This is a genomic window from Haloferax mucosum ATCC BAA-1512, from assembly GCF_000337815.1.
In the GTDB taxonomy this organism is placed as follows: domain Archaea; phylum Halobacteriota; class Halobacteria; order Halobacteriales; family Haloferacaceae; genus Haloferax; species Haloferax mucosum.
Genome location: NZ_AOLN01000006.1, coordinates 152,696 through 178,315 on the forward strand (window position 1 = coordinate 152,696; position 25,620 = coordinate 178,315).

The 25,620-nt window shown below is 64.0% G+C and carries 28 protein-coding genes; 15 read left to right on the forward strand and 13 right to left on the reverse strand.

Annotation, left to right across the window (positions count from 1 at the left end; translation table 11 throughout):
- Nucleotides 1–120: 120 nt before the first annotated feature.
- Nucleotides 121–1,434: an NAD(P)/FAD-dependent oxidoreductase gene (locus tag C440_RS03725; RefSeq protein ID WP_008318397.1), complete on the reverse strand. Its 1,314-nt coding sequence runs from the start codon at nucleotides 1,432–1,434 to the stop codon at nucleotides 121–123.
- A gap of 95 nt (nucleotides 1,435–1,529) precedes the next feature.
- Here C440_RS03725 and C440_RS03730 point away from each other — a divergent pair, with 95 nt between their 5' ends.
- The 3 genes from C440_RS03730 (at nucleotide 1,530) to C440_RS03740 (ending at nucleotide 5,004) form a co-directional block, all read left to right on the forward strand.
- Entirely contained in the window at nucleotides 1,530–3,428 is a 1,899-nt protein-coding gene (locus tag C440_RS03730; RefSeq protein WP_008318399.1) for a histidine kinase N-terminal 7TM domain-containing protein, read from the forward strand.
- A gap of 63 nt (nucleotides 3,429–3,491) precedes the next feature.
- A complete protein-coding gene (locus C440_RS03735; RefSeq protein ID WP_008318401.1) occupies nucleotides 3,492–4,373 on the forward strand; it encodes a homoserine kinase in 882 nt (293 codons plus the stop codon).
- A gap of 133 nt (nucleotides 4,374–4,506) precedes the next feature.
- A complete protein-coding gene (locus C440_RS03740) occupies nucleotides 4,507–5,004 on the forward strand; it encodes a universal stress protein (protein ID WP_008318403.1) in 498 nt (165 codons plus the stop codon).
- Nucleotides 5,005–5,288: 284 nt separating this feature from the next.
- Here C440_RS03740 and pdxS read toward each other — a convergent pair whose 3' ends face one another.
- A complete protein-coding gene (gene pdxS, locus C440_RS03745) occupies nucleotides 5,289–6,197 on the reverse strand; it encodes a pyridoxal 5'-phosphate synthase lyase subunit PdxS (RefSeq protein WP_008318405.1) in 909 nt (302 codons plus the stop codon).
- A 121-nt stretch (nucleotides 6,198–6,318) separates the two neighbouring features.
- Between pdxS and C440_RS03750 the strand changes: the two genes are divergently transcribed.
- Together C440_RS03750 and C440_RS03755 are read left to right on the forward strand one after the other, a co-directional pair.
- On the forward strand, nucleotides 6,319–7,056 hold the full coding sequence (locus tag C440_RS03750) for a DUF1405 domain-containing protein (protein ID WP_008318407.1): 738 nt from the start codon (nucleotides 6,319–6,321) through the stop codon (nucleotides 7,054–7,056).
- 129 nt (nucleotides 7,057–7,185) lie between these two features.
- Nucleotides 7,186–8,241 carry an enolase-like domain-containing protein gene (locus C440_RS03755; RefSeq protein ID WP_008318409.1) on the forward strand — a complete coding sequence of 352 codons (1,056 nt, stop codon included), beginning with the start codon at nucleotides 7,186–7,188 and terminating at the stop codon, nucleotides 8,239–8,241.
- Nucleotides 8,242–8,270: 29 nt separating this feature from the next.
- Here the strand turns inward: C440_RS03755 and C440_RS03760 are convergent, their stop codons facing one another.
- Complete coding sequence (locus C440_RS03760) at nucleotides 8,271–9,197, reverse strand: HFX_2341 family transcriptional regulator (protein WP_008318411.1); 927 nt, start codon at nucleotides 9,195–9,197, stop codon at nucleotides 8,271–8,273.
- A 232-nt stretch (nucleotides 9,198–9,429) separates the two neighbouring features.
- On the opposite strand from C440_RS03760, the gene C440_RS18125 reads away from it, so the two are divergent.
- Both C440_RS18125 and C440_RS18130 read left to right on the forward strand, forming a co-directional pair.
- A complete protein-coding gene (locus tag C440_RS18125; protein WP_008318413.1) occupies nucleotides 9,430–9,861 on the forward strand; it encodes a sensor domain-containing protein in 432 nt (143 codons plus the stop codon).
- The gene (locus C440_RS18130) at nucleotides 9,854–10,195 is read left to right on the forward strand and encodes a sensor domain-containing protein (protein ID WP_161605909.1); all 342 of its coding nucleotides are present in this window, start codon (nucleotides 9,854–9,856) and stop codon (nucleotides 10,193–10,195) included. The genes C440_RS18125 and C440_RS18130 overlap by 8 nt, the downstream gene beginning before the upstream one ends.
- Before the next feature lies 1 nt (nucleotide 10,196).
- Here the strand turns inward: C440_RS18130 and C440_RS03775 are convergent, their stop codons facing one another.
- The 7 genes from C440_RS03775 to C440_RS03805 all read right to left on the reverse strand — a co-directional run bounded on the left by C440_RS03775 (nucleotide 10,197) and on the right by C440_RS03805 (nucleotide 14,780).
- Complete coding sequence (locus C440_RS03775) at nucleotides 10,197–10,583, reverse strand: hypothetical protein (protein ID WP_008318417.1); 387 nt, start codon at nucleotides 10,581–10,583, stop codon at nucleotides 10,197–10,199.
- 66 nt (nucleotides 10,584–10,649) lie between these two features.
- Nucleotides 10,650–11,234, reverse strand: a complete 585-nt coding sequence (locus tag C440_RS03780; protein ID WP_008318419.1) for a cysteine hydrolase family protein — start codon at nucleotides 11,232–11,234, stop codon at nucleotides 10,650–10,652.
- Nucleotides 11,234–12,031 (reverse strand): YqcI/YcgG family protein, encoded by a 798-nt coding sequence (locus C440_RS03785; RefSeq protein WP_008318420.1) that lies wholly within the window; start codon nucleotides 12,029–12,031, stop codon nucleotides 11,234–11,236. Before C440_RS03785 ends, C440_RS03780 begins: the two co-directional genes overlap by 1 nt.
- A 93-nt stretch (nucleotides 12,032–12,124) precedes the next feature.
- Nucleotides 12,125–12,619, reverse strand: a complete 495-nt coding sequence (locus tag C440_RS03790; RefSeq protein ID WP_008318422.1) for a GNAT family N-acetyltransferase — start codon at nucleotides 12,617–12,619, stop codon at nucleotides 12,125–12,127.
- Nucleotides 12,620–12,696: 77 nt separating this feature from the next.
- Nucleotides 12,697–12,981, reverse strand: a complete 285-nt coding sequence (locus C440_RS03795) for an amphi-Trp domain-containing protein (protein ID WP_008318424.1) — start codon at nucleotides 12,979–12,981, stop codon at nucleotides 12,697–12,699.
- Nucleotides 12,982–13,065: 84 nt separating this feature from the next.
- Nucleotides 13,066–14,565 (reverse strand): sodium:solute symporter family protein, encoded by a 1,500-nt coding sequence (locus C440_RS03800; protein WP_008318426.1) that lies wholly within the window; start codon nucleotides 14,563–14,565, stop codon nucleotides 13,066–13,068.
- A complete protein-coding gene (locus C440_RS03805) occupies nucleotides 14,565–14,780 on the reverse strand; it encodes a DUF3311 domain-containing protein (RefSeq protein ID WP_008318427.1) in 216 nt (71 codons plus the stop codon). The genes C440_RS03800 and C440_RS03805 overlap by 1 nt, the downstream gene beginning before the upstream one ends.
- Nucleotides 14,781–14,973: 193 nt before the next feature.
- On the opposite strand from C440_RS03805, the gene C440_RS03810 reads away from it, so the two are divergent.
- A complete protein-coding gene (locus tag C440_RS03810) occupies nucleotides 14,974–15,714 on the forward strand; it encodes a sugar phosphate isomerase/epimerase family protein (RefSeq protein ID WP_008318429.1) in 741 nt (246 codons plus the stop codon).
- Nucleotides 15,715–15,908: 194 nt separating this feature from the next.
- Nucleotides 15,909–17,327: a DNA primase DnaG gene (gene dnaG, locus C440_RS03815; RefSeq protein ID WP_008318431.1), complete on the forward strand. Its 1,419-nt coding sequence runs from the start codon at nucleotides 15,909–15,911 to the stop codon at nucleotides 17,325–17,327.
- A 253-nt stretch (nucleotides 17,328–17,580) separates the two neighbouring features.
- Here the strand turns inward: dnaG and C440_RS03820 are convergent, their stop codons facing one another.
- Both C440_RS03820 and C440_RS03825 read right to left on the reverse strand, forming a co-directional pair.
- Nucleotides 17,581–17,982, reverse strand: coding sequence for a GNAT family N-acetyltransferase (locus C440_RS03820; protein ID WP_008318432.1), 402 nt, complete (start codon nucleotides 17,980–17,982; stop codon nucleotides 17,581–17,583).
- Nucleotides 17,979–19,295, reverse strand: coding sequence for a DUF92 domain-containing protein (locus tag C440_RS03825; RefSeq protein ID WP_008318433.1), 1,317 nt, complete (start codon nucleotides 19,293–19,295; stop codon nucleotides 17,979–17,981). Before C440_RS03825 ends, C440_RS03820 begins: the two co-directional genes overlap by 4 nt.
- Before the next feature lie 119 nt (nucleotides 19,296–19,414).
- On the opposite strand from C440_RS03825, the gene C440_RS03830 reads away from it, so the two are divergent.
- Together C440_RS03830 and C440_RS03835 are read left to right on the forward strand one after the other, a co-directional pair.
- On the forward strand, nucleotides 19,415–20,023 hold the full coding sequence (locus tag C440_RS03830; RefSeq protein WP_008318434.1) for an undecaprenyl diphosphate synthase family protein: 609 nt from the start codon (nucleotides 19,415–19,417) through the stop codon (nucleotides 20,021–20,023).
- Nucleotides 20,024–20,220: 197 nt separating this feature from the next.
- A complete protein-coding gene (locus tag C440_RS03835) occupies nucleotides 20,221–20,577 on the forward strand; it encodes a hypothetical protein (protein ID WP_008318435.1) in 357 nt (118 codons plus the stop codon).
- A gap of 43 nt (nucleotides 20,578–20,620) precedes the next feature.
- Here C440_RS03835 and uppS read toward each other — a convergent pair whose 3' ends face one another.
- Nucleotides 20,621–21,550, reverse strand: a complete 930-nt coding sequence (gene uppS, locus C440_RS03840; protein WP_008318436.1) for a polyprenyl diphosphate synthase — start codon at nucleotides 21,548–21,550, stop codon at nucleotides 20,621–20,623.
- A gap of 286 nt (nucleotides 21,551–21,836) precedes the next feature.
- On the opposite strand from uppS, the gene C440_RS03845 reads away from it, so the two are divergent.
- The 4 genes from C440_RS03845 (at nucleotide 21,837) to hemA (ending at nucleotide 25,547) form a co-directional block, all read left to right on the forward strand.
- Entirely contained in the window at nucleotides 21,837–22,235 is a 399-nt protein-coding gene (locus tag C440_RS03845; protein WP_008318437.1) for a DUF5778 family protein, read from the forward strand.
- Between the two features lie 207 nt (nucleotides 22,236–22,442).
- Nucleotides 22,443–23,504: a siroheme decarboxylase subunit beta gene (gene ahbB / locus C440_RS03850; RefSeq protein ID WP_008318438.1), complete on the forward strand. Its 1,062-nt coding sequence runs from the start codon at nucleotides 22,443–22,445 to the stop codon at nucleotides 23,502–23,504.
- Nucleotide 23,505: 1 nt separating this feature from the next.
- The gene (locus C440_RS03855; RefSeq protein ID WP_008318439.1) at nucleotides 23,506–24,153 is read left to right on the forward strand and encodes a precorrin-2 dehydrogenase/sirohydrochlorin ferrochelatase family protein; all 648 of its coding nucleotides are present in this window, start codon (nucleotides 23,506–23,508) and stop codon (nucleotides 24,151–24,153) included.
- Entirely contained in the window at nucleotides 24,150–25,547 is a 1,398-nt protein-coding gene (gene hemA, locus C440_RS03860) for a glutamyl-tRNA reductase (RefSeq protein WP_008318440.1), read from the forward strand. Before C440_RS03855 ends, hemA begins: the two co-directional genes overlap by 4 nt.
- Nucleotides 25,548–25,620: the final 73 nt, after the last annotated feature.

Sequence of the window (25,620 nt, forward strand, 5' to 3'; positions counted from 1 at the left end):
GGACGAGCAACCGATTGCCGGTTTCTACGGGTCGGGTTGACACGGGGAGTGAGAGGCGATGTCGCTCGCGGGAGAGCGAGGCCTGTCCGGGTCGGAGCGAGCCAGAACAGACAGCGACTCCTACAGTCGCCGGTCGATTTTGTCGGCGACTTCGTAGCCCGCGACGATACCGCCGTTCAGCGAGCGTTCGGGATACTGCGCTTCCGAGGCCATCCCGGCGTAGTAGACGCCCTCAGCGACGTCGTCGGCGAGGTCGTACGGAACGACGAGGTCGAGATAGCCGCGTTCGTAGACCGGGCCGGCGCGGGGGTTTCGGGAGACGCGGAACTCCTCGACGGCCGAGCGGTCGAAGCCGGGAAACATCGACTCGATTTCGTCGAACCATGTGTCGTACACTTCGTCGTCGTCCATCTGCCAGAGGTCCTCGTGTGGACCCTGCACGTAGCTGGCGATGTACAGCAGGTGGTCGCCGCCGTAGCGCGCTTTCGGGACGAAGTTCGTGTGCTCGATGAGAGAGCCGAAGGGGGCGTCGTGGGCGATGTTGAGCCAGTAGGTGTCCATCAGCGACTCGGACATCGTTGCGAGACCGCAGACCGCGCCCTGAAAGTCGATGTCGCACTCGAAGCCGGTGAGGTCTTCGAGGACGTTCGGCATCGTCGCAACGACGACGGAATCGACATCATGGGTTTCGGTTCCCTGTTCGGTTTCGACGGTCAGCGTGCTGACCGCCTCGCCGTCGGTGCCGAGTTCGGTCACGCGAGCGCCAGTCTGGATGTTCTCGCGGCCCACGGCGTCAACGAGCGCGTCGATAAGCGGCGCGAATCCGCCGTCGAAGTAGCCGAGTTTCTCGCCGCGGAGCAGGTCGCGCTCGCCGCGGAAGCGGACGCGCCCGAGGAACCACGCCGCCGACACGTCGTGTTTTCGTTCGCCGAACTTCCCGTCGAGAAGCGGGTCCACGAAGTTGTCGTAGACGCCCTGTGTCGTGTGTTCGACGACGAAATCTTTGATTGGCGTGTGTTCGTACTCCGAGAGTTCCTCGTAGGCGTCGAAGTCGGGCAGTCCCCCGCGAACGTCGATGCCGAGCGTGAGCATGCCGAGTCGGAACTTGTCGTAGAGGCTCATGTGGGGGTACGCCGCGATTTGCCACGCGGTGTCGAGCGGGTGGACCACGCCATCGACGTAGTAGGCGTTCTTGCCGATGCGCCACTCCAAGTCGTCGCCGAGTCCGAGTTCGTCGGCGAGTTCGACGATGCTCTCTTCGGACTTCGAGAGGTGGTGGTAGTAGCGCTCGATGTCGTCGCCTTTCGTCTCGTAGGTGGCCGCGAGACCGCCGAGCGAGTCGGCCGCCTCGAAGATTCGAACGTCGTGACCCCGGTTACGGAGTCGGTGCGCCGCGGCGAGGCCCGCGATGCCGCCGCCGACGATGCCTATCATAGCCCGGAGTTCGATGTGGGGCGGAAAGTCCTTTCTGATTGGTTAGTCTCAGGGTCGAAGGGGGGAGTTTTAACCTCGGTCAACGGAATGCGGGCATGCACGGCGCGTCTCACTGGCAATCGACGCCGTATACGATCCCACTCGGGGTCGGTGCCGGACTCTTCATTGCGCTTGGAGTGTACCTACTGCATCGACAGACAGAACACCGACTCATCCCGGGTGCGACACTCGGCGCACTGCTTCTTTTCGCGTCGGGTCTCTGGATGGGGACGTACGCGTTCGAACTCGCCCGCGTCGATTTTACGACCAAGGTACTGCTGAACCAACTCGGCTACTTCGGCATCGCACCGCTCCCGCTTTTGTGGTTCGCCTACGTGGTGCACCACGCCGGTGTAGACGACCTTCCCCGGACGGTATGGGCGGCCCTCGGAAGCGTCCCGCTCGCCACGATTGGTCTCGTCTTGACGAACGAGTGGCACGGTCTCATCTGGTCTCACCTCTGGGTCTCGACCCAAGCGGGATACGCCGTCCTCGTAAACGAACACGGCGTCGCGTTCATCGTCTACATCATCTACGCGTACGTGCTCATCTTCGCCGGTATCGGCGCGCTCGTCCGGGCGCTCTTCAGAGCCGACGGAATCTACCGAAAGCAGACGTCCGGCCTGCTCGTCGGCGGTCTCATCCCGGCGGCCGGCGGCATCATCTACGTCTCGGACGCGAATCCCGTTCCGGGTCTGAACCTCCCGGCGCTGGCGTTCTCGCTCACGTCGGCGGCGGTCGCGTGGAGCGTCTTTCGCCATCGTCTGTTCACGCTCGTTCCAGTGGCGTGGGAGTCCGCGGTCGAGTCGATGCACGACGCGGCGCTCGTCCTCAACGAGGACAATCGTGTGCTCGATGCGAACCCGGCGGGCGAACGGTGTCTCACCCAGCCGCTCGAAGCGTCATACGGGGAACCGGTCGAAGACGTTCTCGTGCCCAAAGTCGTGGGGGCGCTCGACGCGACCGGCAGTACGGAGATGACCGTCACGGTTGACGGTGAGGAGTGGGACCTGTTGATAGAGACGACGCCGCTCGGAGACGAGTCGTTGGCCACGGGCACGCTCTTACTCATTCGAGACATCACCGAGCACAAACAGCGCGAGCGCCAACTACAGCGCCAGAACCGGCGACTCGACGAGTTCGCGTCGGTCGTCTCACACGACCTCCGGAATCCGCTAACGGTCGCTCGCGGCTATCTCGAACTGGCCGAAGAGACCGGTGAGGAGCAGTACTTCCAACGCGTCGAGGAGGCCCACGACCGGATGGAGACCATCATCGAGGACTTGCTGACGCTCGCCCGGCAGGGGGAGACACTGACGGACGTGACACCGGTCGCGCTGAATACAATCGCACAGGAGGCGTGGGACAGCACCGCCGTCGGTGACGCGTCGCTCGAAGTCCGCCTTGGCCGGACGATTGCCGCTGACCGAGGGCGACTCCGACAACTGCTGGAAAACCTGTTTCGGAACGCAGTCGAACACGGTGAGATAGACGACCGCGGGACTGACGGCCGCACTATCACCGTCACTGTCGGTGCGCTCGGTGACGACGGCTTCTACGTCGAAGACGACGGTCCCGGCATCCCCGAGCGCGAGCGGGAAAACGTGTTCCAGCGGGGGTACACCACCCACGAAGACGGGACCGGGTTCGGTCTGCCAATCGTCAAGTCGGTCGCCGACGCTCACGGTTGGTCGGTCTCGCTCGTTACCTCGTCGTCCGGCGGCGCGCGATTCGAATTCACTGGCGTAGTGACCGACCCGGTGGCCCTGACGGGGAACCGCGGCGAGTCGGACCCGGCGGCAAGCGGCCGGTGTGTCGGCGAGAACCGATGGGACAACGACGGCGACCGCGGCGACGATGGCTGGCACGACGACGGCAACGACTGGGACGACGGCAACGACAGCGGCCGACGAAACGGCGGCGACGGCAACCGACACAACGGCAACGACAACTGACATATTCGCGGGACAGTTGCGACGTTCGCCACATTTTTATCTGCGATACGGCAACTGCGGGGCATGGTTACGGTCCGCGCACCCGCCACGAGCGCCAATCTCGGAAGTGGGTTCGACGTTTTCGGCGTGGCTCTCGACCGCCCCGCCGACGTCGTTCACGTCGAAAAGGCGGACCGCACAACAATCGAGGTCACGGGCGTCGGTCGCCAGTACATCCCGACAGACCCGGACAGAAACGTCGTCGGTGCCGTCGCCGAGGCGCTCGACGCCCCCGCACACATCCGCATCGACAAAGGCGTCAGGCCCTCGTCCGGACTCGGGTCGTCGGCGGCGAGTTCCGCCGCGGCCGCAGTCGCCCTGAACGAACTGTACGACCGCGGTTTCTCCCGCGAAGAACTCGTTCCGGTCGCCGCCGAAGGCGAAGCCGTCGTCTCCGGCGAAGCCCACGCCGACAACGTCGCCCCCGCCCTCCTCGGCGGCTTCACCGTCGCAACCGACGGCGGAGTCACAGCGGTTGACGCCGATATCCCGCTCGTCGCGTGTCTCCCCGAAATCGTCGTTTCGACCCGCGATGCACGCCGCGTCGTTCCGGGTCGCGCCAGCATCGAGGAGCTGGTCCACACGGTCGGAAAAGCGGCGACGCTCGCGGTCGGCATGTGCCGACGCGACCCGAAACTCGTCGGTGCCGGAATGGACGACCGCGTCGTCACTCCCGCGCGGGCGGAACTCATCACTGGCTACCACGAAGTACGCGAGGCCGCACTCGAAGCAGGGGCCGAAGGCGTCACCGTCTCGGGTGCCGGACCGTCGATTCTCGGCGTCTGCCACGCCGGCGACCGAACCCGCGTCGCGGCCGCGATGCTCGACGCCTTCGACGAGGCCGACGTGGCCGCCCGTGCCTATAAAACGAGGGTCGGTCGCGGCGCTGAAGTATTTGATATCTGAATGGTACAAAGAGAACCATTGGCACACTAAATTGTGGTGTTTTTTGCCACCTGAGCCACTGGAAACGGTTGACACGGTGTATGGTAACGCGATTCCGAGAAGACTTTTCTCACTTACGCGAGACATTCGAGATATGCAACGAGCACTCGTCGTCGTCGGTCCGAACGAACGGTCGAACCGAATCCTCCGCGAAGCGGGCGAACTCGCCGCCGGAAGCGGAGCGGAACTCATCGTCCTCACCGTCCTCCCCGACGAGGAGTTCGAGCGCACACGCTCGGCCCTCGCCGACGTCGGGTCTTCGGACGTCGTCTACGGCATCGACCAAGCAACAGAATCCGCCACGCGCAAGGCAAAGCGCCTCGCACGCGAGGCCCTCGGCGACCTCGATGTCGATTACCGAGTCGTCGCCGACATCGGCCCGGAAATCGATTCCGTCCTCGAAACGGCTGAAGAGGAAGCCTGTGACCACCTCTTCGTGTCCGGTCGCCGGCGCTCTCCCACAGGAAAGCTCCTCTCGCGCGACGTGACCCAGTCGGTCATGCTCAACTTCGACGGACCGGTCACTGTCCTCCTCGGCGACGACTCCGAGGCGGACGACGATTCGAGCGGGAACTCTCGCGCACTCGCGTAACCGCGTTCCGCACTCGTATAATCTCGTAACTGAGCACGACCCGCACCCAGTCTCGAACACTGGACGCGTCGGCGACGCAGACGCTATTATTTTCACCGACTCGCCGGCGACGCGGCCGACACACATCGAGTTTCAGAGCTACCGCACCATCACTCGCGCACAGCGTCGCGCGGAGCGGCCGCTTCGCGTCGCATCCGCGACTCGGAGAGTCCCGTCGGTCGCGTCGCTACCGAACCTGCGTCGTCAGAAAAGCGGTCGCAGTCAGTACGGACGCGAGACGCCGCTTAGACGCCGCGGCCCTGGAGCTTCTTCTCTTCGGGCATATCGACGTTCGCTTCGCCTTTCATGCCCTTGCCGATGCCGGAGGCGATGTCGGCGAGCGTCTCGGGGTCGTCCCAGTTGTTGACGGCTTCGACGACTGCCTCGCCCATCGTCTCGGGGTCCTCCGCACCGAAGATACCGGACCCGACGAAGATGCCGTCGCACTCGTGGTACATCATGAGTGCGGCGTCAGCGGGCGTTGCGATACCGCCGGCGGCGAAGTTGACGACCGGCAGACGGCCCATCTCGGCCGTCTCGTGGACGAGTTCCGCGGGCGCTTCGTGTTCGCGGGCCCACTTTTCGCGCTCGTCGAATTTGAGACCGGTCAGGGTGCGAATCTGGTTCTTGATGGTCCGCTGGTGCGTGACGGCCTGGTTCACGTCGCCGGTGCCAGCTTCACCTTTGGTGCGAATCATCGCGGCACCTTCGTTGATGCGGCGGAGCGCTTCGGGGAGGTTGCGTGCGCCGCAGACGAACGGCGCAGTGAACTCGCGCTTGTCGATGTGGTAGTCGTTGTCGGCGGGCGTGAGAACTTCACTCTCGTCTACCATGTCGACGCCGATGGCTTCGAGAATCTGCGCCTCGGTGTAGTGACCGATGCGAGCCTTGCCCATCACCGGGATGGACACGGCATCGATAATCTCTTTGACCTTCTCGGGGTCGGCCATCCGGGAGACGCCACCGCGTTTGCGGATGTCGGCCGGAACGGCTTCGAGTGCCATTACGGCGACTGCGCCCGCCTCCTCGGCAATCTTCGCTTGCTCTGCGTTGACGACGTCCATGATGACGCCGCCTTTCTGCATCTGGGCGAACCCGCGCTTGACGAGTTCGGTCCCGCGCCGGAGTTCCTCAAGGTCGGTCTCCTCAGCCATGTCCGTGGGTTGCGACCGGGTACACTTAAGCAATCGCTTCCACCCGTCACTGTCTCTCATCCGTCGTGCTCCCACGACACAGACCGGCACCGCTTTGGCTCCCCCACGCTTCGGCGTGCGTATGGACGAGGTGACGCGATTACGCCGCATGCTCGACGACCCGAGACGCCTCTTCGGCGACGAGTGGTTGCCGCCCGCCGCGGACCTCCCGCGGTGGCTCGCGCCACTCCCCAAAGGGCTGGAGAACTTCGGACTCAACATCGCGTGGCTCGTCGTCATCATCAACCTCGTCGGGACCGCGTTCGGCTTCTGGTACTACGGCTTGCAGTTCAGCATCGAACCCGTCGTGATGTGGCCGTTCGTCCCCGACAGTCCGGTCGCAACGTTCTTTATCGCCCTCTCGCTCGCCCTCTGGAAAGTCGGCCGGTCGAACGAGTATCTCAACGCGCTCGCGTTCTTCGGCTGTCTCAAACTCGGCTTGTGGACGCCCTACGTCCTCCTCGTGTTCAAAAGCGACTTCTCGTATCTCCACTGGGCGATGTACAACTTCCTCTTTTGGAGCCACCTCGCCATGGTCGTCGAGGCGTTTCTCATCCAGCGCTACGCCCGCTTCCCGGCCGGTGCCGTCGCGCTCGCGGTCGGCTGGTACGGCTTCAACGACCTCGTAGACTACTTCGTCCCCATCGTCGGCACGCCACACCACACACTCATCCCGGCCGAACCAATCGTTTCCGGCGTCGTCCAGCACGTCTCGCCGGCCCACGACCTCGCCGCCGCCGGTGCCGTCGTTCTGACGGTTACGGCGACGGGACTCGCGCTGGCGACGCGAGCGGCGAAGGTCGAACACGGCGCGGTCTGAGTTTCGAACACGGCACGGACTGAGTCTCGAACACGACGCAGTCTGAGTCGCAAACGCGGCACAGTTCGAATCGGCACCGACCGACCCGACGTGTACGCTTTTCAGCCTCCGAACCCAACTGCTCACTCGATGACTCTTTTCGACCGCGTGGCCGACCACCCGCTCACCGTCGAGTCCGTCTCCCGCGACCGCTTCGAGAGCGATACGTCGAGCGGCTTTCTCCGCAAGACCACAGTGTTCTCACTCTCCGGCGACGGCGAGGTCGGCCGCGGCGAAGACGTAACATACGACTCGGAGGACCACGACGCCCTTGCGGACGCACCCGACGACGTGTTTGACCTTCAGGGGACGTACGACTCGTTCGCCGCGTTCTCGGCGGCCCTCGACGACGTGTCTCTGTTCCCGACGAAGGAACGCGAACGCGAAACAGCGGCACACTACCGTCGCTGGGCGCTCGAATCCGCCGGTCTCGACCTCACGCTCCGACAACACGGGACCGACCTCGCGTCCGCCGTCGGCCGCGAACGCGACCCGGTTCGATTCGTCGTGAGTACGCGTCTCGGGGACCCGCCGTCGGCCGCCCGAATCGAGATGCTCCTCGACCGCGACCCCGACTGTGAGTTCAAACTGGACCCCACGTCGGCGTGGGACGACGACCTCGTGGCGATGCTCGCCGAACGCGAGTGCGTCCAAATCCTCGACCTCAAGGGCCAGTACGAGGGCACCGAAGTTGACCAAGCGCCGGACCCCGCGCTCTACGAGCGAATAATCTCGGGATTCCCCGACGCCGTGGTCGAAGACCCCGCACTCACCGACGAGACACGCCCGCTGTTCGACGGCGAAGAATCTCGCGTGTCGTGGGATGCACCGATTACCGGCGTCGAATCGGTCGAAGCGCTCCCCTTCGAGCCATCGTGGCTCAATATCAAGCCCTCGCGGTTCGGCACCGTCGAATCGCTCTTCGAGACCATCGAGTACGCCGAGGCTCGTGGCATGTCCCTGTACGGCGGCGGCCAGTTCGAACTCGACGTCGGCCGCGACCACATCCAACTGCTTGCGTCGGTGTTCTATCCGGACGGCCCGAACGACGTAGCCCCGGGCGAGTACAACCTGCCGGAGCCTCCGGAAGGGCTGTCGCGGAGTCCGCTTTCACCCTCGGCCGAAGCCACTGGGTTGGCGTTCTAATCCGGTACGAATCGGACCGTTCTGACCGGCTACTCTTCGCTGTCAGCGTGGGCGCGGACCCACAACTCGCCAATCCGGGAGAGTCGCGTCCGGTAGGACTTCCCGCGTTCTTCCTGCTCGATATACCCTTTGCCGCCGGGACCGAGGCGGTCTACGTTGTAGATGACCTTCGACCGGAAGGAGTCGGTGTACTCCTCGTTCATCTCGCGTGCGAGGGCTTCGGCGAGTTCTGAGACGGAGCCGAATTCGCCGTGTTCGCCGAGTTTGAACAGGATAACCTCCTCGAACGGTTTGACGTTCGAAAAGGAGGCGACGGGGAGTTCGACGATGTGACGACCGTCGATCTCCTTCGCGCCGATGGTCGTTCCACGTTCGTCGAACTCCGAGAGGAGGTCCGAGGTGGCGTCGAGGCGCTCGCGGATGCGGTCGGCGTCGATTTCGCCGGATTCGAGGAGGTCTTGCAGGAGGGCGCGTTCGGTTCGGAGTTCCTCGGCGAGTTCGGTTTCGAGGTACTTCTCGGGTGCCGTGTAGTAAGTGTGGATGCGTTCGCGGTCGGCCTGTCGTTCGACCATGATGGAGTGTGCGGCGGTTGCGAAGGCAAAGGAGACGGGCCGAGGCATCGCGCTCACGTTGACCCACACTTCGCCGGGGTCATCGTCGTCGTCCCGGAGTTCGTCGTCGGCGTCGAGTTCCGCGTTGATGAGGTCGTACGCCTGCTCGAACGCGGCGTCGTAGTCGTACACGTCGTCAACGATGACCTGCTCTGTCTCCGCACCGAGGAGGTTCTGAAAGTCCTTGCCGAGTTTCCCCGAGAGGTTCCGTGAGTACTCGACGTTCGCCTCGCTCCCGACAGCGCCTTCGAGGAGAATGACGCGGTCAACGTCCAACTGATCGCGGATGAGCGGCGCGATGAGTCGGTCGTAGTCGAACCCGACGGGAACGATGTGCGTCTGCATACGTGGTACGTCGGCGGGGTTGGTTATGAATCCGACCAACTAGGACGCGAGATTGTACTCAATTACGACAGTCTATCTCCCGCGTCCACACCGCTCGTCTACTGGCAAACGCCACTCACAACGATAGTACAACTCGCATCAGCCGGTGCCTCGATACACAGGAAGCACCACGCCAGGTGAGCCAACGAATAATTGTCAGTTTATTATTACGTATGGATTCTCAATCGATATCATGGACATCGAAGCGAGACCGAGTACCGTCCCGACCGCCATCCGGCAGATGTTCGGCGTCGTCACCGACGGACAGTCGTACAAAAACATCGCGTACCTTCTGTTATCGTTCCCGCTCGGGAGCTTCTACCTCGTGGCACTCGTCGCGGGTCTCGGACTCGGTATCAGTCTCCCTCTCACCCTCGTTGGACTACCGCTCCTTTTCGGCGTACTCTATCTCGGGCGTCTCCTCGCCGCGGGTGAACGCCGCCTCGCTGAGAGGTTGTTGGGTCTCGAAATCGAGCGTCCGCCATCGCTGGAGCGGTGGAGTCCCATGGACAGCCTCCAATCGGTCGCCACGACGCTAGAACGGTTCACGCCCTTCACACACGTCCCACGACCCCAGCCGGGAACAGCAATCGGTGGCTCCTCACGAGTCCAGCATCGTGAGTAGTGTCCGGTCACTTCTCACGAGCTCCGCGACGTGGACCTCGATGTTGTTTCTCTTTTTGAAATTCGTCCTCGGGACGGCGTCGTTCGTGCTCGTCTCGGTACTCGGGCCGCTGTCGCTTGGGTTTATCGCCGTGCCGCTGTACTACGACCAACCGGACGTCTTCGTCGGCATCACTGGCGTGGTACAAGTCGAAACGCTCCCCGACGCGCTGGGCGTCGCTGTGGTCGGGTTCTTACTGCTCGTCGTTTCGCTCCACGTCTTCAACCTCGCGGCGCGACTGTCTGGTCGGATTGCGAAGGCCTTGTTAGCGCCGGGAGACCTCAGACCCGTCTGATTCAGTTCCATTTCGAGATGTCGAGGTGGACGCCGCCACGGATGAAATCGACGCCCAGAAAGAGCATCATCGAGACCATCGTCACCATCGCAAACACATCGAAAAATAGGGCTTCACGGGACCCGCCGGGCCTCGGGGCAGTCATTGCGAGCATGCCGATGCCGAAGCAGATGTAGCCAATTCCCGTGATGCCGTGCCATTCGATAGATTTCGAGCCGATGGCGAGCGAGTCGCGCAGTCCAGCGAAGATGAAGAGGAGACCCCCAACGGCGAACCCCGCCATCCAACCCACCTGACGAAGGTGGTCGGGAGGACCGAATAGCGCCATCAGCACGGCGAAGATGAGGAGGTTGAACACGCCGAGACCGAAGAGAAACCATCGCTTCATACGACCGCTATCCCCGACAGGAATGAAAAGATACCGACAAAACTCGGAACGGTCGCGGGCGTCGGATTACCGCGTCGGCAACAACGCCGCCGACTCGACGACCGTCGCAAACTCGTTGTTCAGATGTGCCAGCGCGGTCCGGTGCATCTCGTCGGCCGAGTAGGATTTGCCGTCGTGGCCGTCGCGGTCGAACGTCGCCGTCGCGTCGGCCGGGAGATACACCTCGAACCCGAGATTCTCGGCCATTCGCGTCGTCGTCGAGACGCAGTGGTCGGTCGTGAGCCCGCAAACGACGAGCGTCGAGTGGTCGCGCTCGCGGAGCCACGATTCGAGACCGGTGCCGATGAACCCGCTGTTGACGCGTTTCGTGAACGTCGGTTCGTCGGTTTCGGGGGTCGCCTCCGGTTTCCAGTCGAATCCCTCGGCGTCGCTTCGAAGCGGTGAGCCCGCTTCCGTCGAGTCGTGGCGGACGTGGACGACCGGTCGCTCGGCCTCGCGCCACGCGTTGAGCAGGTCGGCGACGCGGGCTTCCATCCCGGGGTTGTTTCGGTCGCCCCACGCGGGGTCGTCGAAGCCGACCTGCATGTCGATACAGACGAGAACGGCGTCTTCGGGGAGTCCAGCGCCGTCCGAGCGGACGATTTCAGACATCAGTCGTCCGCGGGTGCCGTCGACACTTTCGGGTGTTCACGGGAGATGCGAATCGGGCACTCGTCGGGGGCTTGTGAGTCGTCAGAAGAGAACATATACTGCGGCCACTCGCGGTCGCCTTCGACGCCCCAATCGCCGAGGTCGGCGTGTGGACAGACACCGTCGTACTCTTCGATGCGGTTCTGGATGACCTCGCGGGCGTGCTGTCCGGCCTCGGTGTCGGCGGTGATGCCGTCGAAGAGCGCCCGAGGCTGGAACGTGATTTCGAGTCCCCACGGGCAGTAACGGCTCATCCGCTCGTCGTAGAAGGGCGCGCGAGTGGTCGGGAACATGGGTTCGCCACCGAAGGAGAACTCCCACGTCGGGTCGTCGGGGTCGGTTGGGATGTCTTCGGGCCACGGTTCCGGGTCGTGGACGTGGAGGAACTGCAGGATATGCCAGAGGTGTTCGTGGTAGTCGGCCTCCGTCAGGTCCGCTTCGGGCGGTTTGAAGAACGTGACGAGTGAACACTGCTCGGAGTAGTCCGGATACGTGTCGATGTATTCGAGCAGGTTGTCCCGAAGCGCCAACAATGCGTCTTTGTCGGTCATCGAATCGACGAACGTGTAGAGCGCGTCGCCGTTGCGCTCGGAGTCGATACCGAAGTAACACGGGAACGGCGAACCCTCGTGGTCGCCGAGCATCGTCTCGCGGAACGTCTCGTAGTGCTGGTCCGCCCAGTCGGGGAGGTCGTCGTCGTCGATACGACGACGAAGCACGCCTTGCTCCATGAGCACCTGGTGACCCGGCTCGTTCATGCGCGTGAGTTAGTGTGTGCCGATTTGAGGGTTCGGGTTTGTAGGTCGAATTAGACCCGTGAAACTGAGGATTCCGACACCAATCTCGGCCGCTTACAGCGGGCGGTCCATCTTCACGTACCGCGTCTCGTAGCCCAGTTCCTCGTAGCACGACCGTGCGACGTCGTTGCGGGCGTGGACGCTCAACGCGGCCCGGTCGCACCCACGTTCACGGCCCCAGTCGTGCGCCCGCTCCAGTAGCGCCGTGCCGAGGCCGTCGCCTCGGGCGTCGGAAGTGACGTAGAGGTCTTTCACCTTGGCGACCGAGTCGCGGGCGAACACCGACGGTGCCTCAGAATACGAGACGGTCGTATACCCGAGGAGGGACGCGTCAGAACCCTCGTCTCCGTCTTCGCCGACGGCGACGAACGTTCGTACGTCGTCGTCGTCGAGTTGGCTGTGACGGTACGCCACCGCTTCCGAGCGAACGTCAACGTCGTCCGCCAGCGCATCGTACTGGTCGATATCGCCCATCTCTGCCGCGAAGGGGAGCCACAGGTCGTCGATGAGTGCGGGCACGTCGTCGGCGTGAAGTGGTCGAATCTCCATGTGCAACCGACGACTCCGACTGCTGTCAAAAAAGCATCTATTCTGCAGGGCGGTTCGGGGACACCGCAGTCACGGTATCACTCGATTTCGAGTTCGCCGGACACACCGCCGTCGCCGCCGTCTTCGTCCCATTCGAGTTCGAACTCGATGCTCAGTTCGCCGGGTTCGCCCGCGGGACCTTCGCGCTCGGCTTTTACCTCGAACGTCGGCGTGTCCGGTGGGTCCATCGTCACGGACTGGTCGCCCGCTTTCAGCGTAATCGCCTCGCCGGAGTCGAGTTTGTCGGCGACGGTCCGGAGGTACGCGGCGATATCGGCTCTCGTCTGGCGGCTCTCGGATTCGAACAGCACTTCTTCTGGCATGGCCCTGTATTACTCGCGCAAGCGGATAAACTTCGTCTCGATGCGAAAAGAGACTGCAGACGAGATGGGGGCGTCGAAACGGGGTCAGTCGGCCCGCAGGCCCTCAGAGAACCGGCTTTGGTTCTCTTCGGGCGCCGCGACGGTCGTCGCGGAGACGCCGACGGTGAGCACGGCCGAGAGGGCCATGCCCCAGAGCGCGTAATCCCACGTGAGATACGTCGCGCCGAAGAGGGTCATCGTGCCGATTTCGACGGCGGGAATGAAGACGTGCGCTAAATAGAACGCTTGCCCGCCGAGGATGCCCGCGAAGATTCCGGAGCGCGTGGTTTTCGTCCAGTAGAGCGCGACGATAACCGGGAGAGCCATCTGTGCGAAGCCGCCGAAGGCGGTGTCGCCGACCTCGATGAGCGTGCCGGGTCGGAACAGGCTGGCGACGAACGTGAGGGTGGCAAAGAGCGCGACGCCGATGCGGGCGAGCCACGCTTCGCGGGCGTCGCTCGCCGACGGGTTAACGAACGGCCGGTAGAGGTCGCGGGTGAAGTACGACGACCCCGAGAGGAGCATCGAGTCCGACGAGGACATCATCGCGGCCATCGCGCCGGCGACGACGAGGGCGGCGAACCAGACGGGCGTGTACTCGTTGAGCAGGACGGGAAGGACGTTGGCCCCGTCGGGCACCGCGACGCCGAGTCCGGCCGCCCACGTCCCGAGGATGAACGCGGGGAGGAACAGCAGGACGACGAGAACGGGCCACAGAGCGAACGAGCGTTTGAGGACCGTGCCGGACTTGGCGACGAAAAATCGCTGGTTAATCTGTGGGAACATCGCCACGCCGAAGGCGATCGTCACCGCCGAGGAGATGATGAACTGCGGCGAGTAGAGACCGCCACCGAGACTGAGGAATTCGGGTTTGTTCGTCGCCAGCGCGTTCGAGAGCGCCGCCGGCCCGCCGGCCGCGGAAGCGACCCACCCGACTGCGAGCCAGACGACGCCGAGCATGAACAGCCCTTGGAGCGTATCTGTCCACGCGACGCCGCGAAGCCCGGCGATGACGACGTAGGCGATCATGAACACCGTGATACCGGCGGCCCCAGCCCAGTACGGAACGAGACCGTTCGTGAGACCGACGAGCGCTTCACCGGCACCCATCTGCTGGAGCATCACGTACGGGAACAGCCAAAACAGACTGATACCGGCGACGAGAGCGCGGAGGCGCTTCGAGCCGAAGCGGTCGCCGAGCATCTCGCCGAGCGTGACGTAGCCGTGGGCCTTGCCGACGAGCCACTGCTTGTAGCCGACGACGTACCAGAGAATCGCAAAGAGGACGCCGTCCATGACACCCATCACGAGAATCCACTCCGGTCCCGCGCGGTAGGCGAGGTCCGGGCCGCCGAAGAAGGTAAACGCGGAGAGGAGCGTCGCAAACGTCGTAAAGAGGAGTACGACGGTGCCGATAGAACGCCCGGCGAGGTAGTAATCTTCGGCGTCGCTACTCGTGAGACGGTACGCGAGCAACCCGACGGCGAGTGCGACCACTAAGTACGCGCCGACGACGCCGAGTTGCAGTTGGAGTTCGGACACCATCAGCGCGCCTCCCCCACGATACCGCGGTCCCACGCCTCTCGCGTGAACAGGTGGAAGACGATAGCCGTGAGAATCATCCAGCCGACGTGCCACCAGAGCCACAACGGAAGCCCGGCGAACACCCGACTGTCTCCCCAGAGGAACCACGGGACGGCAAACGTCACGAGAATTGCAAACGTCGCAATCCAGCGATAGTCGATGCGTGTGCTCGTCATTCGTAGGAACAATAATCGACAATTAGACGTAAAGGTTACTCTATTAACCTTCGGTACTGCGCATTGAAGAATAATTTTCTTCAATGAGTGTCGGCGGCGTTCTGCCCGCGTGTGGGGTTACTCGCAGTCCGTTTCACCCGCTAATCGTTGCGTGCGCCGGAACAATTTCCAGCGGTGAAGCCGATACAGTCGTATGAAGTTCGGGTTGCAGTTGTACTCGCTCAGGGCGCTCGACGAATCGACAGCCTCGCTCGTCGCCCGCACTGCCGACGCCGGGTTCGACGGGGTCGAGTTCGCGGGCGTCGATGACGAATCGAGCATCCGCACGGCACTCGACGAAACCGGTCTCGAAGCGCCCGCCGCCCACGTTCCAATCGAGGCGCTCGAAGATGACCTCGACGCCGTCTGCGAGCAGTACGGGTCACTCGGCGTGGAGACGCTCGTCGTCCCGTATCTCCCGCCCAAAGCCTTCGCCGACGCCGACGCAGTTGCCGAGACGGCACGCCGGTTAGACGACCTGACGGCGCGGTGCGACGACCGGGGCGTCAGACTACTCTACCACAACCACGAACACGAACTGCGGACGGTCGCGGGCGACCCCGCGCTCGACCACCTCGCAGAACGGTCCGGCATCGGCTTCGAACTCGACCTCGCGTGGCTCCTCGCCGCGGGCTACGACCCTGCGACGTACATCGAGCGCTACGCGGACAGAACGCCCATCGTCCACCTGAAAGACGTCGTTCTCGATGCCGACGCCGAACGCGGGGGCCGCCCTGTCGTTCTGGGTGAGGGTGACCTCGACATCGACGCGTGCCTCGCGGCCGCCGGAGACGACTTCGTCGAGTGGGCAATCGTCGAGCACGACGACCCCGACGACCCGGCGGCGTTCTGTGCGGCCGCAGGAGACGTCGTCTCAACGCTTCGAACGAGATAGACACCGCGCCCGAAAACGAGCGAGTTCGACGAGTTCGCCGATTTTGCCGCGAGTGAAGCGCTCGCGCGGAGCGTTCGAATCGCCGGCCACGATAGATATTTCCCTCGGGACCGACTTATATAAAGACGGTCGTGGGCCACGCCTGCGACGACATCACAATCATCACTTCACACCCCTCGCAGGGGGACTCACCAATGGACGACACTGCAAAATATCTCATTCACGCTTCCATCTCCGCCGACGGAGTTGTCGAACGGAGCGACGTGGTCGGGGCCATCTTCGGCCAGACCGAGGGTCTCCTCGGCGACGACCTCGACCTCCGTGACCTCCAGCAATCTTCGAAAGTCGGTCGGATAGACGTACAGATAGACTCGGAAAACGGCCATTCGTTCGGCCAGATGACCATCGCAAGCAGTCTCGACAAGGCCGAGACGGCAGTTCTCGCGGCCTCGCTCGAAACGCTGACTCGCGTCGGACCTTGTCAGGCGGTTATCGAAATCACGAACATCGAAGACGTGCGGGAGGCCAAACGCCGCATGGTCGTCGATCGCGCCAAGGAACTCCTCTCGGAGTCGTTCGACGACACCGTGATGACCTCGACTGAGATTCTCGAAGAGGTCAAAGAGAGCATCCGCGTCGAAGACATCACGGAGTTCCACGGTCTCCCGGCGGGACCGCGGGTCGCCGACTCCGACGCCATCATCGTCGTCGAGGGACGCGCCGACGTGCTGACACTACTCCAGTACGGCATCAAAAACGCCGTCGGCGTCGAGGGAACCAACGTTCCCGAAGACATTGCCGACCTCACCCAAGAGCGGACCGTCACCGCATTCCTCGACGGCGACCGCGGCGGCGAACTCATTCTCCGCGAACTCGCGCAGGTCGGCGACGTCGATTACGTCGCGTTCGCACCCGACGGGCAGTCCGTCGAGGACCTCGACCGCGGCGCAGTCATCCAGTCGCTTCGGGACAAAGTCGCCTTCGCGTCCCTGCCGAACGAGGGGAGTTTCCGGGCCGCGGTCGCCGCCGCCAACGGGACACAGGAGGTACCGACGGACCCTCGCACGGAGTCGCCGACGACTGACGACACGTCGCCGACTCCCCCTGCGGACGACCCGTCCGACGCGGCGACCGAGACGGGCGCAGACACTAGCAACACCGTCACGGTCGAGCCAATCGCGGACGTTGGCGTCGGCGCCGAGGCGGGAACTGTCGGCGCGGCGGACGAGGGAAGCGACCCTGACGCTCCTGCCGCGGCCGACGTGCTTGCCGCGGCGGAAGTCGAGACCGTCGCAGAAGCCGACCCCGTCCCCGAAACGCGGTCGCTTTCGGACCACACCCGCGAGATTATCGACGCAGAAAGTGGGCTGGCGCGCCTCCTCGACGCGAATCTCGAACCCGTCGATGAAGTCGCCGTCGAGAAGGTCTACGACACCGTCGAGTACGCGGACCCGGCACCGGAGCTCGTCGTCATCGACGGCGAGGCGAGCCAGAAACTCGTCGATATCGCGGCCCAACGCGGCGTCGGAAACATCGTCGCCCGCTCGGCCGGTGAATACGTCAAAAAGCCGGTGAGCGTCCGCGTCAGAACCGCTGAGCAACTGGTAGACTGACTCTCGAAGTCGCGCGGGACAGTCCGCAGTTGAACGGGTGAATTTCTGCGGTCGGAAAGGCAACTCTGCGCAGTTGGAAAGGCGAGCCTCAGCCATCGGAAAGACGGGCCACTACAATCGGGAGAGCAGACGATAGCAATCGCATCGTCGCCGGAGCGTATTTTGGACCTTCGATTCGGACCGACCGGACAGTGCCGAGCAGATGGATACCAGCCACCTGACGCCGAACCGACACCACACTGCGCCCGCGATATCACGCCGAGTCGAGAACGAGTCGGATTCCGTCGTCGTCATCGAAGGCACCCGCAACCCGCGTCTCGCGTCGGAAGCCGAGTGCTTCGTAACACGCCCGAGCACCGTCGTTGTCGGGATGGACCAACAACGTGAGTGGTGCGTCGTCGCTCGCCGCGCGGTACGCTTCGAGAAGCGCGGTCGCGCGTCCCTCGCGTCGGGCGTCGGGTGCGACCGCGAGTTCGGTCACGTGCGTGCCGACGCCGAGCAGATAGCCGACTGGTCGGTCGCGGTCATCGACCGAGACGAAGAGCGTGCCGACCGCCGGCCACGCGTCGAGAAGGGCCGGCGACGGGTGTGAGACGAGACGCTGGAGCGATTCGACAGCGTGTCTGTCACCGGGGCGGCCACGCCTGACGGTCACAGCGGAATCCACACCGCCATCGCACCGAGTGCGCCCGCGAGTGTGGCGAGGAAGTTGACCGCCTGATTACCGAGTCCCGCGCCCTCGACGGTCGCGCCGAGGAGGCTATCGACCGTCATGCCGATGACGCCGCCGGCGAGAACTGCGATTGCACCCGCCGTCGGGAACGGCAGGAAGAACGCGGCGACGGCCGCGATGAGCGCCGCCCCGCCCACGCCGGCGACCTCACCTTGCCACGTGACCGCGCCGTCGGTCCCCGGCGGCACCGTCTTGAACGACGTGATGAGCCGCGGGTTGTCGAACAGCCCGCCGATTTCGCTGGAGAGCGTGTCGCTCATCGCGGCGGCGACAGAGCCGGCAAAGGCGAGCATAAAGAGGTCGGTCCCGAACGCGTGGCCGACCGTCTGCGTCGCGGCGTATCCGACGACCGCGACGAGTGCGACCGCCGCGTTGCCGAGAACGTTCCCCGTGCCACGCGCGCCGTCGTTCCCCTCGGCGACGCCGCGTTCTGCCTTGCTGTCGTATTTGAACTTCGTTGCGAGCGCGCCGACGCCGAAAAACGAGACGAGAACGACGGCCCAACCGAAGCCGCCGAACACGATGGTCAAAAGAAGCAGTAAGACGCCGGTAATCACACCGGCGACCGACGCCGTCCCGAGCGCGTACGCCGCGTACCCGATTGCGACCGTGAAGGCGAACGAGATGACTGTCTGCGTGGGCGAAACTGAGCCTGCAAGCGTATCAACGCCCCACAACGAAAGCCCGACGGAGAGCATGACGAGCGGGTCGTCACGCTCGTAGAGGGCGGTTCGAAGCAGTGCGGCGACGAGACCACCCAGCGCGGCGAGAAGCGTAAACTGGGCGAACGGCAGTTGACGCAGTGGTCCCGTCAGCGAGACGATGGCAATCTGTCCGACCGTCCCGGCCAGTATCGCGGCGACGACGAACCCCGCCGAGCGAAGGAACTCCTCGTCTGTCGTCGAATCCACCAGTCGCGCGCCGAGGTTGCCGTACGCGAGTATCAACACTGCCGCGGCGAATATCGGAAGGGGCATCCTGACCCGTGGAACCGTCGCCAGCAGTGCCAGCACGGTGGCGGCGAGGGCGAAGCCGGCCAGCCCGTTGAGGCGACCGTCTTCCCTGTCACCGGGCCGCGCGAACAGCTCGAAGAGGGGGCCATCGTCGATGACGAAAGCCGCCAAGAGCGCGACTGCGGCGAAGGGCGCGAACGCGGCCATGCCGAGACTGGGGGCCGCGAGGGCCAACGTCCCGACGACCGCGAACCCGCCCGCTCGCCGTAGTGTGGATGTCACACCGTTCGGTATCCCCGACTCGCACTTAACCCTCCCGACATCAGAGACGACCGACAGTCGCGCCCACACCCGCACGCCGAACCCGAAGGGTTAGGGGACCCGGCGAACGACGGCACGGCGTGGGACTGTACGACTACTATCTCGCCCTCCGATTCCGCCTCGACGACGCCGAGGCACCCGAGCACGTCGCGCTCGTCATCACCGAGCGCGACCTGCTAGAACAGGGGTCTTACGACACCCTCGAATCGTTCGTCCGCTGGGCGTTCGAGTTCGGAAGCGAACGCGTCACCATCTCCGTGAGCGTCCTCGACGAAGCGGTCGTTCCGACACTCGCCCGCGAACTCCGCGACATCGACGTCCACGCCGAAATCGAAGTCCGCGAACCCGGTGACACCGAACGGGCCGACGCACCCGTACAGGTCAACATCGGTCTCGGCGGGAAACGCGAGTTCGCCGCCGTCGTCCGGTCGCTCGCCGAGGAAGTCGATGCCGACGAGGTCGACCCCGACGACATCGACGCGGAAGATATCGAAGACCGCCTCGTCTTTCCCGACGAACCGGATTTCGTCGTCAAAACCGGCGCGGAGCGCCTGTCGGATTTCATGATTTGGCAGTCCGTCTACGCCGAACTCTACTTCACCGACGTGAACTGGCGCGACTTCCGGAAACGAGACTACCTGCGGGCGTTGCGGGACTACCAAGACAGACAGCGACGGTTTGGGCGGTAGACCGAATCACGTGGCGACACTGCCGACACGGTGGGTTGAACGGTGAGCGCCAGCGAACCGTCCAAACGCTGTCGTGCTCGAAGAGTGCAACAGAAGTCGGCCGAGAGATCGACTTACGCGGCACGCAAGCACCTCGTTGACGCTCTCTCGTCGTCCGCACAGATATATGACCAAGTAATAACAATAATACGGGACCCATGCTCTCCACTTCAGCCGACCGGACCGACCTTCTTCCTCCGCCACCGCCGCCCAGCGAGTGGCTCGAAGACGGTCACATCTTCTTCGCGCTCACGATGCTGGTCATTCTTTGGCTCAACCGACCTGTCTCACCAGACTGGCCGTGGGCGCTCATCGGTGTCGCGGTCGTCCCGGCGTGGTTGTTCCTCGAATCGCGGTCCGACGGCTGGCGCTCGTTGGTCCCGACTGTCGTCTACAGCGGGGCGGTGTTACTGTTGGGACCGCGGTACGAAGCCGAGTTTATTGCCGCCGTTCTCGGGCAGAGTACAGCGTTGCTGGGATGGTTCTGCTGGCGGACGTACAGGCGGTGGACTTGAGAGTCGTCGTAACCAACGGACTCGAACACGGCCGCAGACCGAATCAGTCCGCCATCTCGTCGCTTCGCTTCGCCAACTCGGCGGACACCTCGTCGGCCCCCGAAGACGGGAGTTGTTCCCGGAGGCGACCTGCCACGGCCCGCGCGTCGGCCAGTTCGACTTCGGCGACGGCCCGGACGAGCGTGACGGCGCGTTCGGTCCGCGTCCGTTGCCACGACCGCTCGCGCGACTCGTACGTCCGAATGCCACGGAGGAGGTCAACCCGCGAAAACTCCGGCCAGTAGGGCGCACAGAAGTAGACGGCGGCTTCGTTGCCGTTCGCGTGCCACGGGAGGAAGTTCGAGGTTCGCTCGTCGCCACCGGGACGGATGATGAGGTCCACGTCGCGGACGGGCTTCCGAGAGAGGCGGCGGTCAACCGCCGACACGTCCACGTCGTCCACCGAGAGGTCGCCGGATTCGACGGCGCGACAGACGTCGCGGGCGGCCCCGAGCAGTTCGGCCCGACCGCCGTACGCGAGTGCGACGTTGAGCGTGAAGCCGTCGTAGTCGGCAGTTCTGGATTCCGCGTAGTCGATAGCCTCACGGACTCTGTCGGGAAGCATGTGTACCTCGCCGATAGCCCGCACGGCGACCTCGCGGTCGTGAACGCGGTCGGAGTCGGCGAACTCGTACAGTTTGTTCTCGACGAGGTCGAAAAGCGGTTCGCGCTCGTGGGGCGGGCGGTCGAAGTTCTCCGTCGAGAACGTATAGAGCGTCAGTTCTTCGATACCGATTTCTTCGCACCACGTCAGCACGTTTTCGGTCGTCTGCGCTCCGGCGCGGTGGCCGTCTGGCGCGTCGTCGCCGTGTTTTCTGGCGTAGCGGCGGTTGCCGTCCTGAATGATGGCGACGTGGGTGGGAGCACCGCTGATTTCACGAGAGAGCACCCGCTCGTACGCACGCCGAAAGCCCTGTCGGACCCACCCGAACATGTACCGTGAGTTGCATTCCGGGGCTATGTGTCTTGTGGGTTGTGGGACGCCATAGACGAGTCAACGAGTGCCACAGTCCGCAGTACCGAGAGAGATAGACGAGAAGAGAGGGCGGGAAAGAAGGTGAGAGTGCGGGAAAGAAGGTGAGGCAATGGGAGATAGAGAGAAGACGAGGGACCGCGAGCGGAAGTGAGAGGAGAAGAACGTGAGAAAGTCGAGAACAGGAAGGGGGTCGCGGCTACCGACGAATCGCCACCCGTTTGTATCCCCCCGAGAAGACTCGGACATGAGCGACACCATCGACGAGGACCTCTACCAGCGAACGCTCGCCCTGCTCGAACCCGGCGAAATCGAGCTTGTGGGCGCTGTCGTCCACACCGACCTCGAAAGCCAAGAGGACTTGGAGATGCAGGAACTCACCGTCGGTATCAACGAGGTCATCGCCGAACACGCGGGGAAAGGCGACTCGTGGATTTACGCCGGGAACGACGATACGGCTTTCTCGTCGAACCAGTTCCAAGGGCTTTCGGTCGAAGGTGACGAGTTCGTCTGGGAGTGCCAACAACTCCTCCGACAGGGAACGTTCGACCTCGTGTTCTACTACGAAGCCACCGCGGACCACGACGCAATCATCGACGGACTGGAATCGCTCGACCGCGTCGAGCGCGTCACGCCGGTTCCGTAACGCTCGATCTCCGCGGGTTCCAAAATCACGAGGCTTTTGGACTCCGAACTGGGCCGTCTCGAACGCGAACACCCTTTTTGTGCGCCCTCTCGCAGGTCAAACGCAGTCGAATCGAGAGCGTTCGCGGGACTCGGGGACTGTCTCGTCCGTTTCGCCGAAATGAGAACAAGCGAGGCGTTTATTCCTCTCGCATCCTGACTCACGCACATGATACAGGCGGACGCGGACCTTTCTCGTCTCGACCGCGCCATCGTCAACGCCTTCCAAGGTGGCTTCCCCGTCGTCGAACGCCCCTTCGAACCCGCCGCGGCCGCGCTCCGGGAGCGCGGGGTTGACGTGACCGCGACGCAACTCTGCGAGCGAGTCAAGACGCTGGACGAAGACGGTGTCCTCTCACGATTCGGCGCGCTCGTCAATGCCGAAGAAATCGGCGGCACGGCGACGCTCGTCGCCATGCACGCGCCGCCGGAGCGGTTCGACGAGGTGGCAGAGCAAGTAAACGCCCACAGAGAAGTGGCACACAACTACGAGCGCGAACACCCGCATCTCAACATGTGGTTCGTCGTCTCCGTCGCCGCGGAGTCGCGGGTCGATGACGTCCTCGGCAACATCGAAGCGGAGACGGGCCAAGAGACGTACAACATGCCCAAGCGCCACGAGTTCCACGTCGGCGCGAAGTTCCTCCTCGACGGCCCCGTCGCAGACGGCGACCTCGACCTCTCACGGCTCGGTCCCGACGTAGAACCCTCGGGGGCACAGACCCTCACGCCGGCCGAACGGGACCTCGTACTAGAGATTCAGGGCGGGTTGCCAATCACGGAGACGCCCTACGCGGACATTGCCGACGCGCTCGACCAAGAGACCGCGTGGGTCGTCGAGACGATAAAACGCTTCAACGAAGAGGGGAAGGTACGCCGCGTCGGCGTTATTCCGAACCACTACGCGCTCGGCTACTCGGAAAACGGCATGACCGTCTGGAACGTCCCCGACGACATCGTGATGGAAGTCGGTCCCGAAATCGCGTCACTCGACTTCGTGACTCACTGTTACCGCCGACCGCGACACGAAGGCGTCTGGCCGTACAACTTCTTTGCGATGACCCACGGCCGCTCCGAAGAAGAAAGCGAGGCCCGCATCGAGCGCGTCCGCGACGTCATGAGCGACTACTGGACGGTCGGCGACGACGACTGGGACACTCTGTTTTCGACGCGCATCCTGAAGAAGACGGGTATCAGGCTCGACGAGCGCGCCGACGCCAACACGGAGTGACATGATTCCACTGGTTCACGACCTCGCCGGCGAGACGGTCTTGGTGTTCGGTGGCGGTCCCGTCGGCGCGCGGAAAGCGCGGCGGTTCGCCCGTGAAACCCGAACCGTCGTCGTCAGCCCGGAGTTCGGCGACCGCGACTTTGGCACCGCCGAGTTGATTCGTGCGGCCCCGACCGCAGACGGTGTCTCCAGTTGGGTCGAGCGATTCGAACCGGCGCTCGTCGTCGCCGCGACGAACGACTCGGCGGTAAACGACGCCATCGTCGCGGCCGCGAGCGACTGCGACGCGCTCGTCAACCGGGCCGACCAAAGCGGGAGCCGCGACGTCGGAAGCGTCGTCGTTCCCGCGACGGTCGAAGACGGCGATGTGTCGGTCGCAATCACGACGGGCGGAGGGAGTCCCGCTCTCTCGAAGTATCTCCGCGAGCGTATCGAAACCGAACTCGATGGAGCGGGCGCGATGGCCGCCCTGACAGCCGACCTCCGCGACGAACTCAAAGAATCTGACACGTCTCCGTCCGAGCGCCGTGATGCGATTCGCGCGGTAGTTCGAGACCCGTCTGTTTGGAAGGCTTTACGTACCGGCGATGCAAACCCCCGACGAGAGGTAGCGCGCGTGATACGAGACACACAGCGAGGTGATTCATGAGAAACGCGGGTGTCATCTCCGGTGTGAGTGTGGCCCATGGCCGGGCCAACGTCCGCGAGATAGAGTCCGCTTCGAGTGACGACGCACAAGCAGTCGTGAAGCGACTCCTCGCCCGCGACGGCGTCTCGGAGGCGTTCTCCCTCCAGACGTGTAACCGAGCGGAAGCGTACGTCGTCACCGACGATGCGACCGACGGCCGCCGCGCGCTCGACGATTTCGCACCCGACGTTCGAGACGGAAGCGTCCGCTACATGGACCACGAAGAGAGCCTTCGGCACCTCATGCGGGTGGCCGCGGGCCTCGAATCGCTCGTCCTCGGGGAAGACCAGATTCTCGGGCAGGTCAAGACTAGCGTCGAGGCGGCCCGCGAGTGTGGCGCAATCGGGGCGATGCTCGAAGACGCCCTGATGAAAGCCGTCCACGTCGGCGAACGCGCCCGCGACGAGACGGCAATCAACGAGGGTGCGGTGTCGCTCGGAAGCGCCGCCGTCAGACTCGCCCGGGCGGAACTCGACTCCCCTATCGACGAGAGCGCCGCGCTCGTCGTCGGTGCGGGCGAGATGGGAACGCTCGCCACGAAGGCGCTCGCGTCCGTCGATGTCGAGGAACTGACGGTTGCGAACCGGACCGTCTCGAACGCGACACACATCGCCCGCGAGATTCACGGCGTCACGAACGCGACGGGACTCGGCGACATGGCCGGCTTGCTCGGCGACGCCGACCTCGTCATCACCGCGACGAGCAGTCCGGAGTACGTCGTCACCGCCGGACACCTGTCCGAAACGGGATCGACGATACTCATCGACATCGCCCAACCGCGCGACGTTGACCCCGCCGCAGACGAACTCACCGGTATCAGCGTCCGCGACATCGACGACCTCGAAACGGTCACCGACAGGACGGCCGAACGCCGCGAGCGCGCGGCCAGCACGGTCGAGGCCATGATCGACGAGGAGTTCGACCGACTGCTCGCCGCCTACAAGCGAAAGCGGGCCGACGAGGCGATTAGCTCGATGTACGAGGCCGCAGAGCACGTCAAGCGCCGCGAGGTCTCGACCGCGCTCTCGAAACTCGAAGCGCAGGGCGACCTCACGGACGAACAGCGAGAGACCGTCGAATCGCTCGCCGACGCGCTCATCGGGCAACTGTTGGCCGCGCCGACGAAGAGCCTCCGCGACGCCGCCGGCGACGACGATTGGACGACCATCCAGACCGCGATGCGACTGTTCGACCCCGGTTTCGGCGACCTCCCCGGGTCCGGTCCAACGGCCACGGACGCGCCGTCCTCGCCGATGGATATCGCCGACGACCCGCCAATCGAGATGGACATGGACCGTGAGGTGGCCGAACAAGACGTCTCGCGTCGGATGCTCGAACAGTTGTCGAACGACTGATTTTTCGCCGCGAGATGTACGAAACGCGTCGCCCACGAGCGGCGTGACTTCTTATACGAAACCGGAACCATCG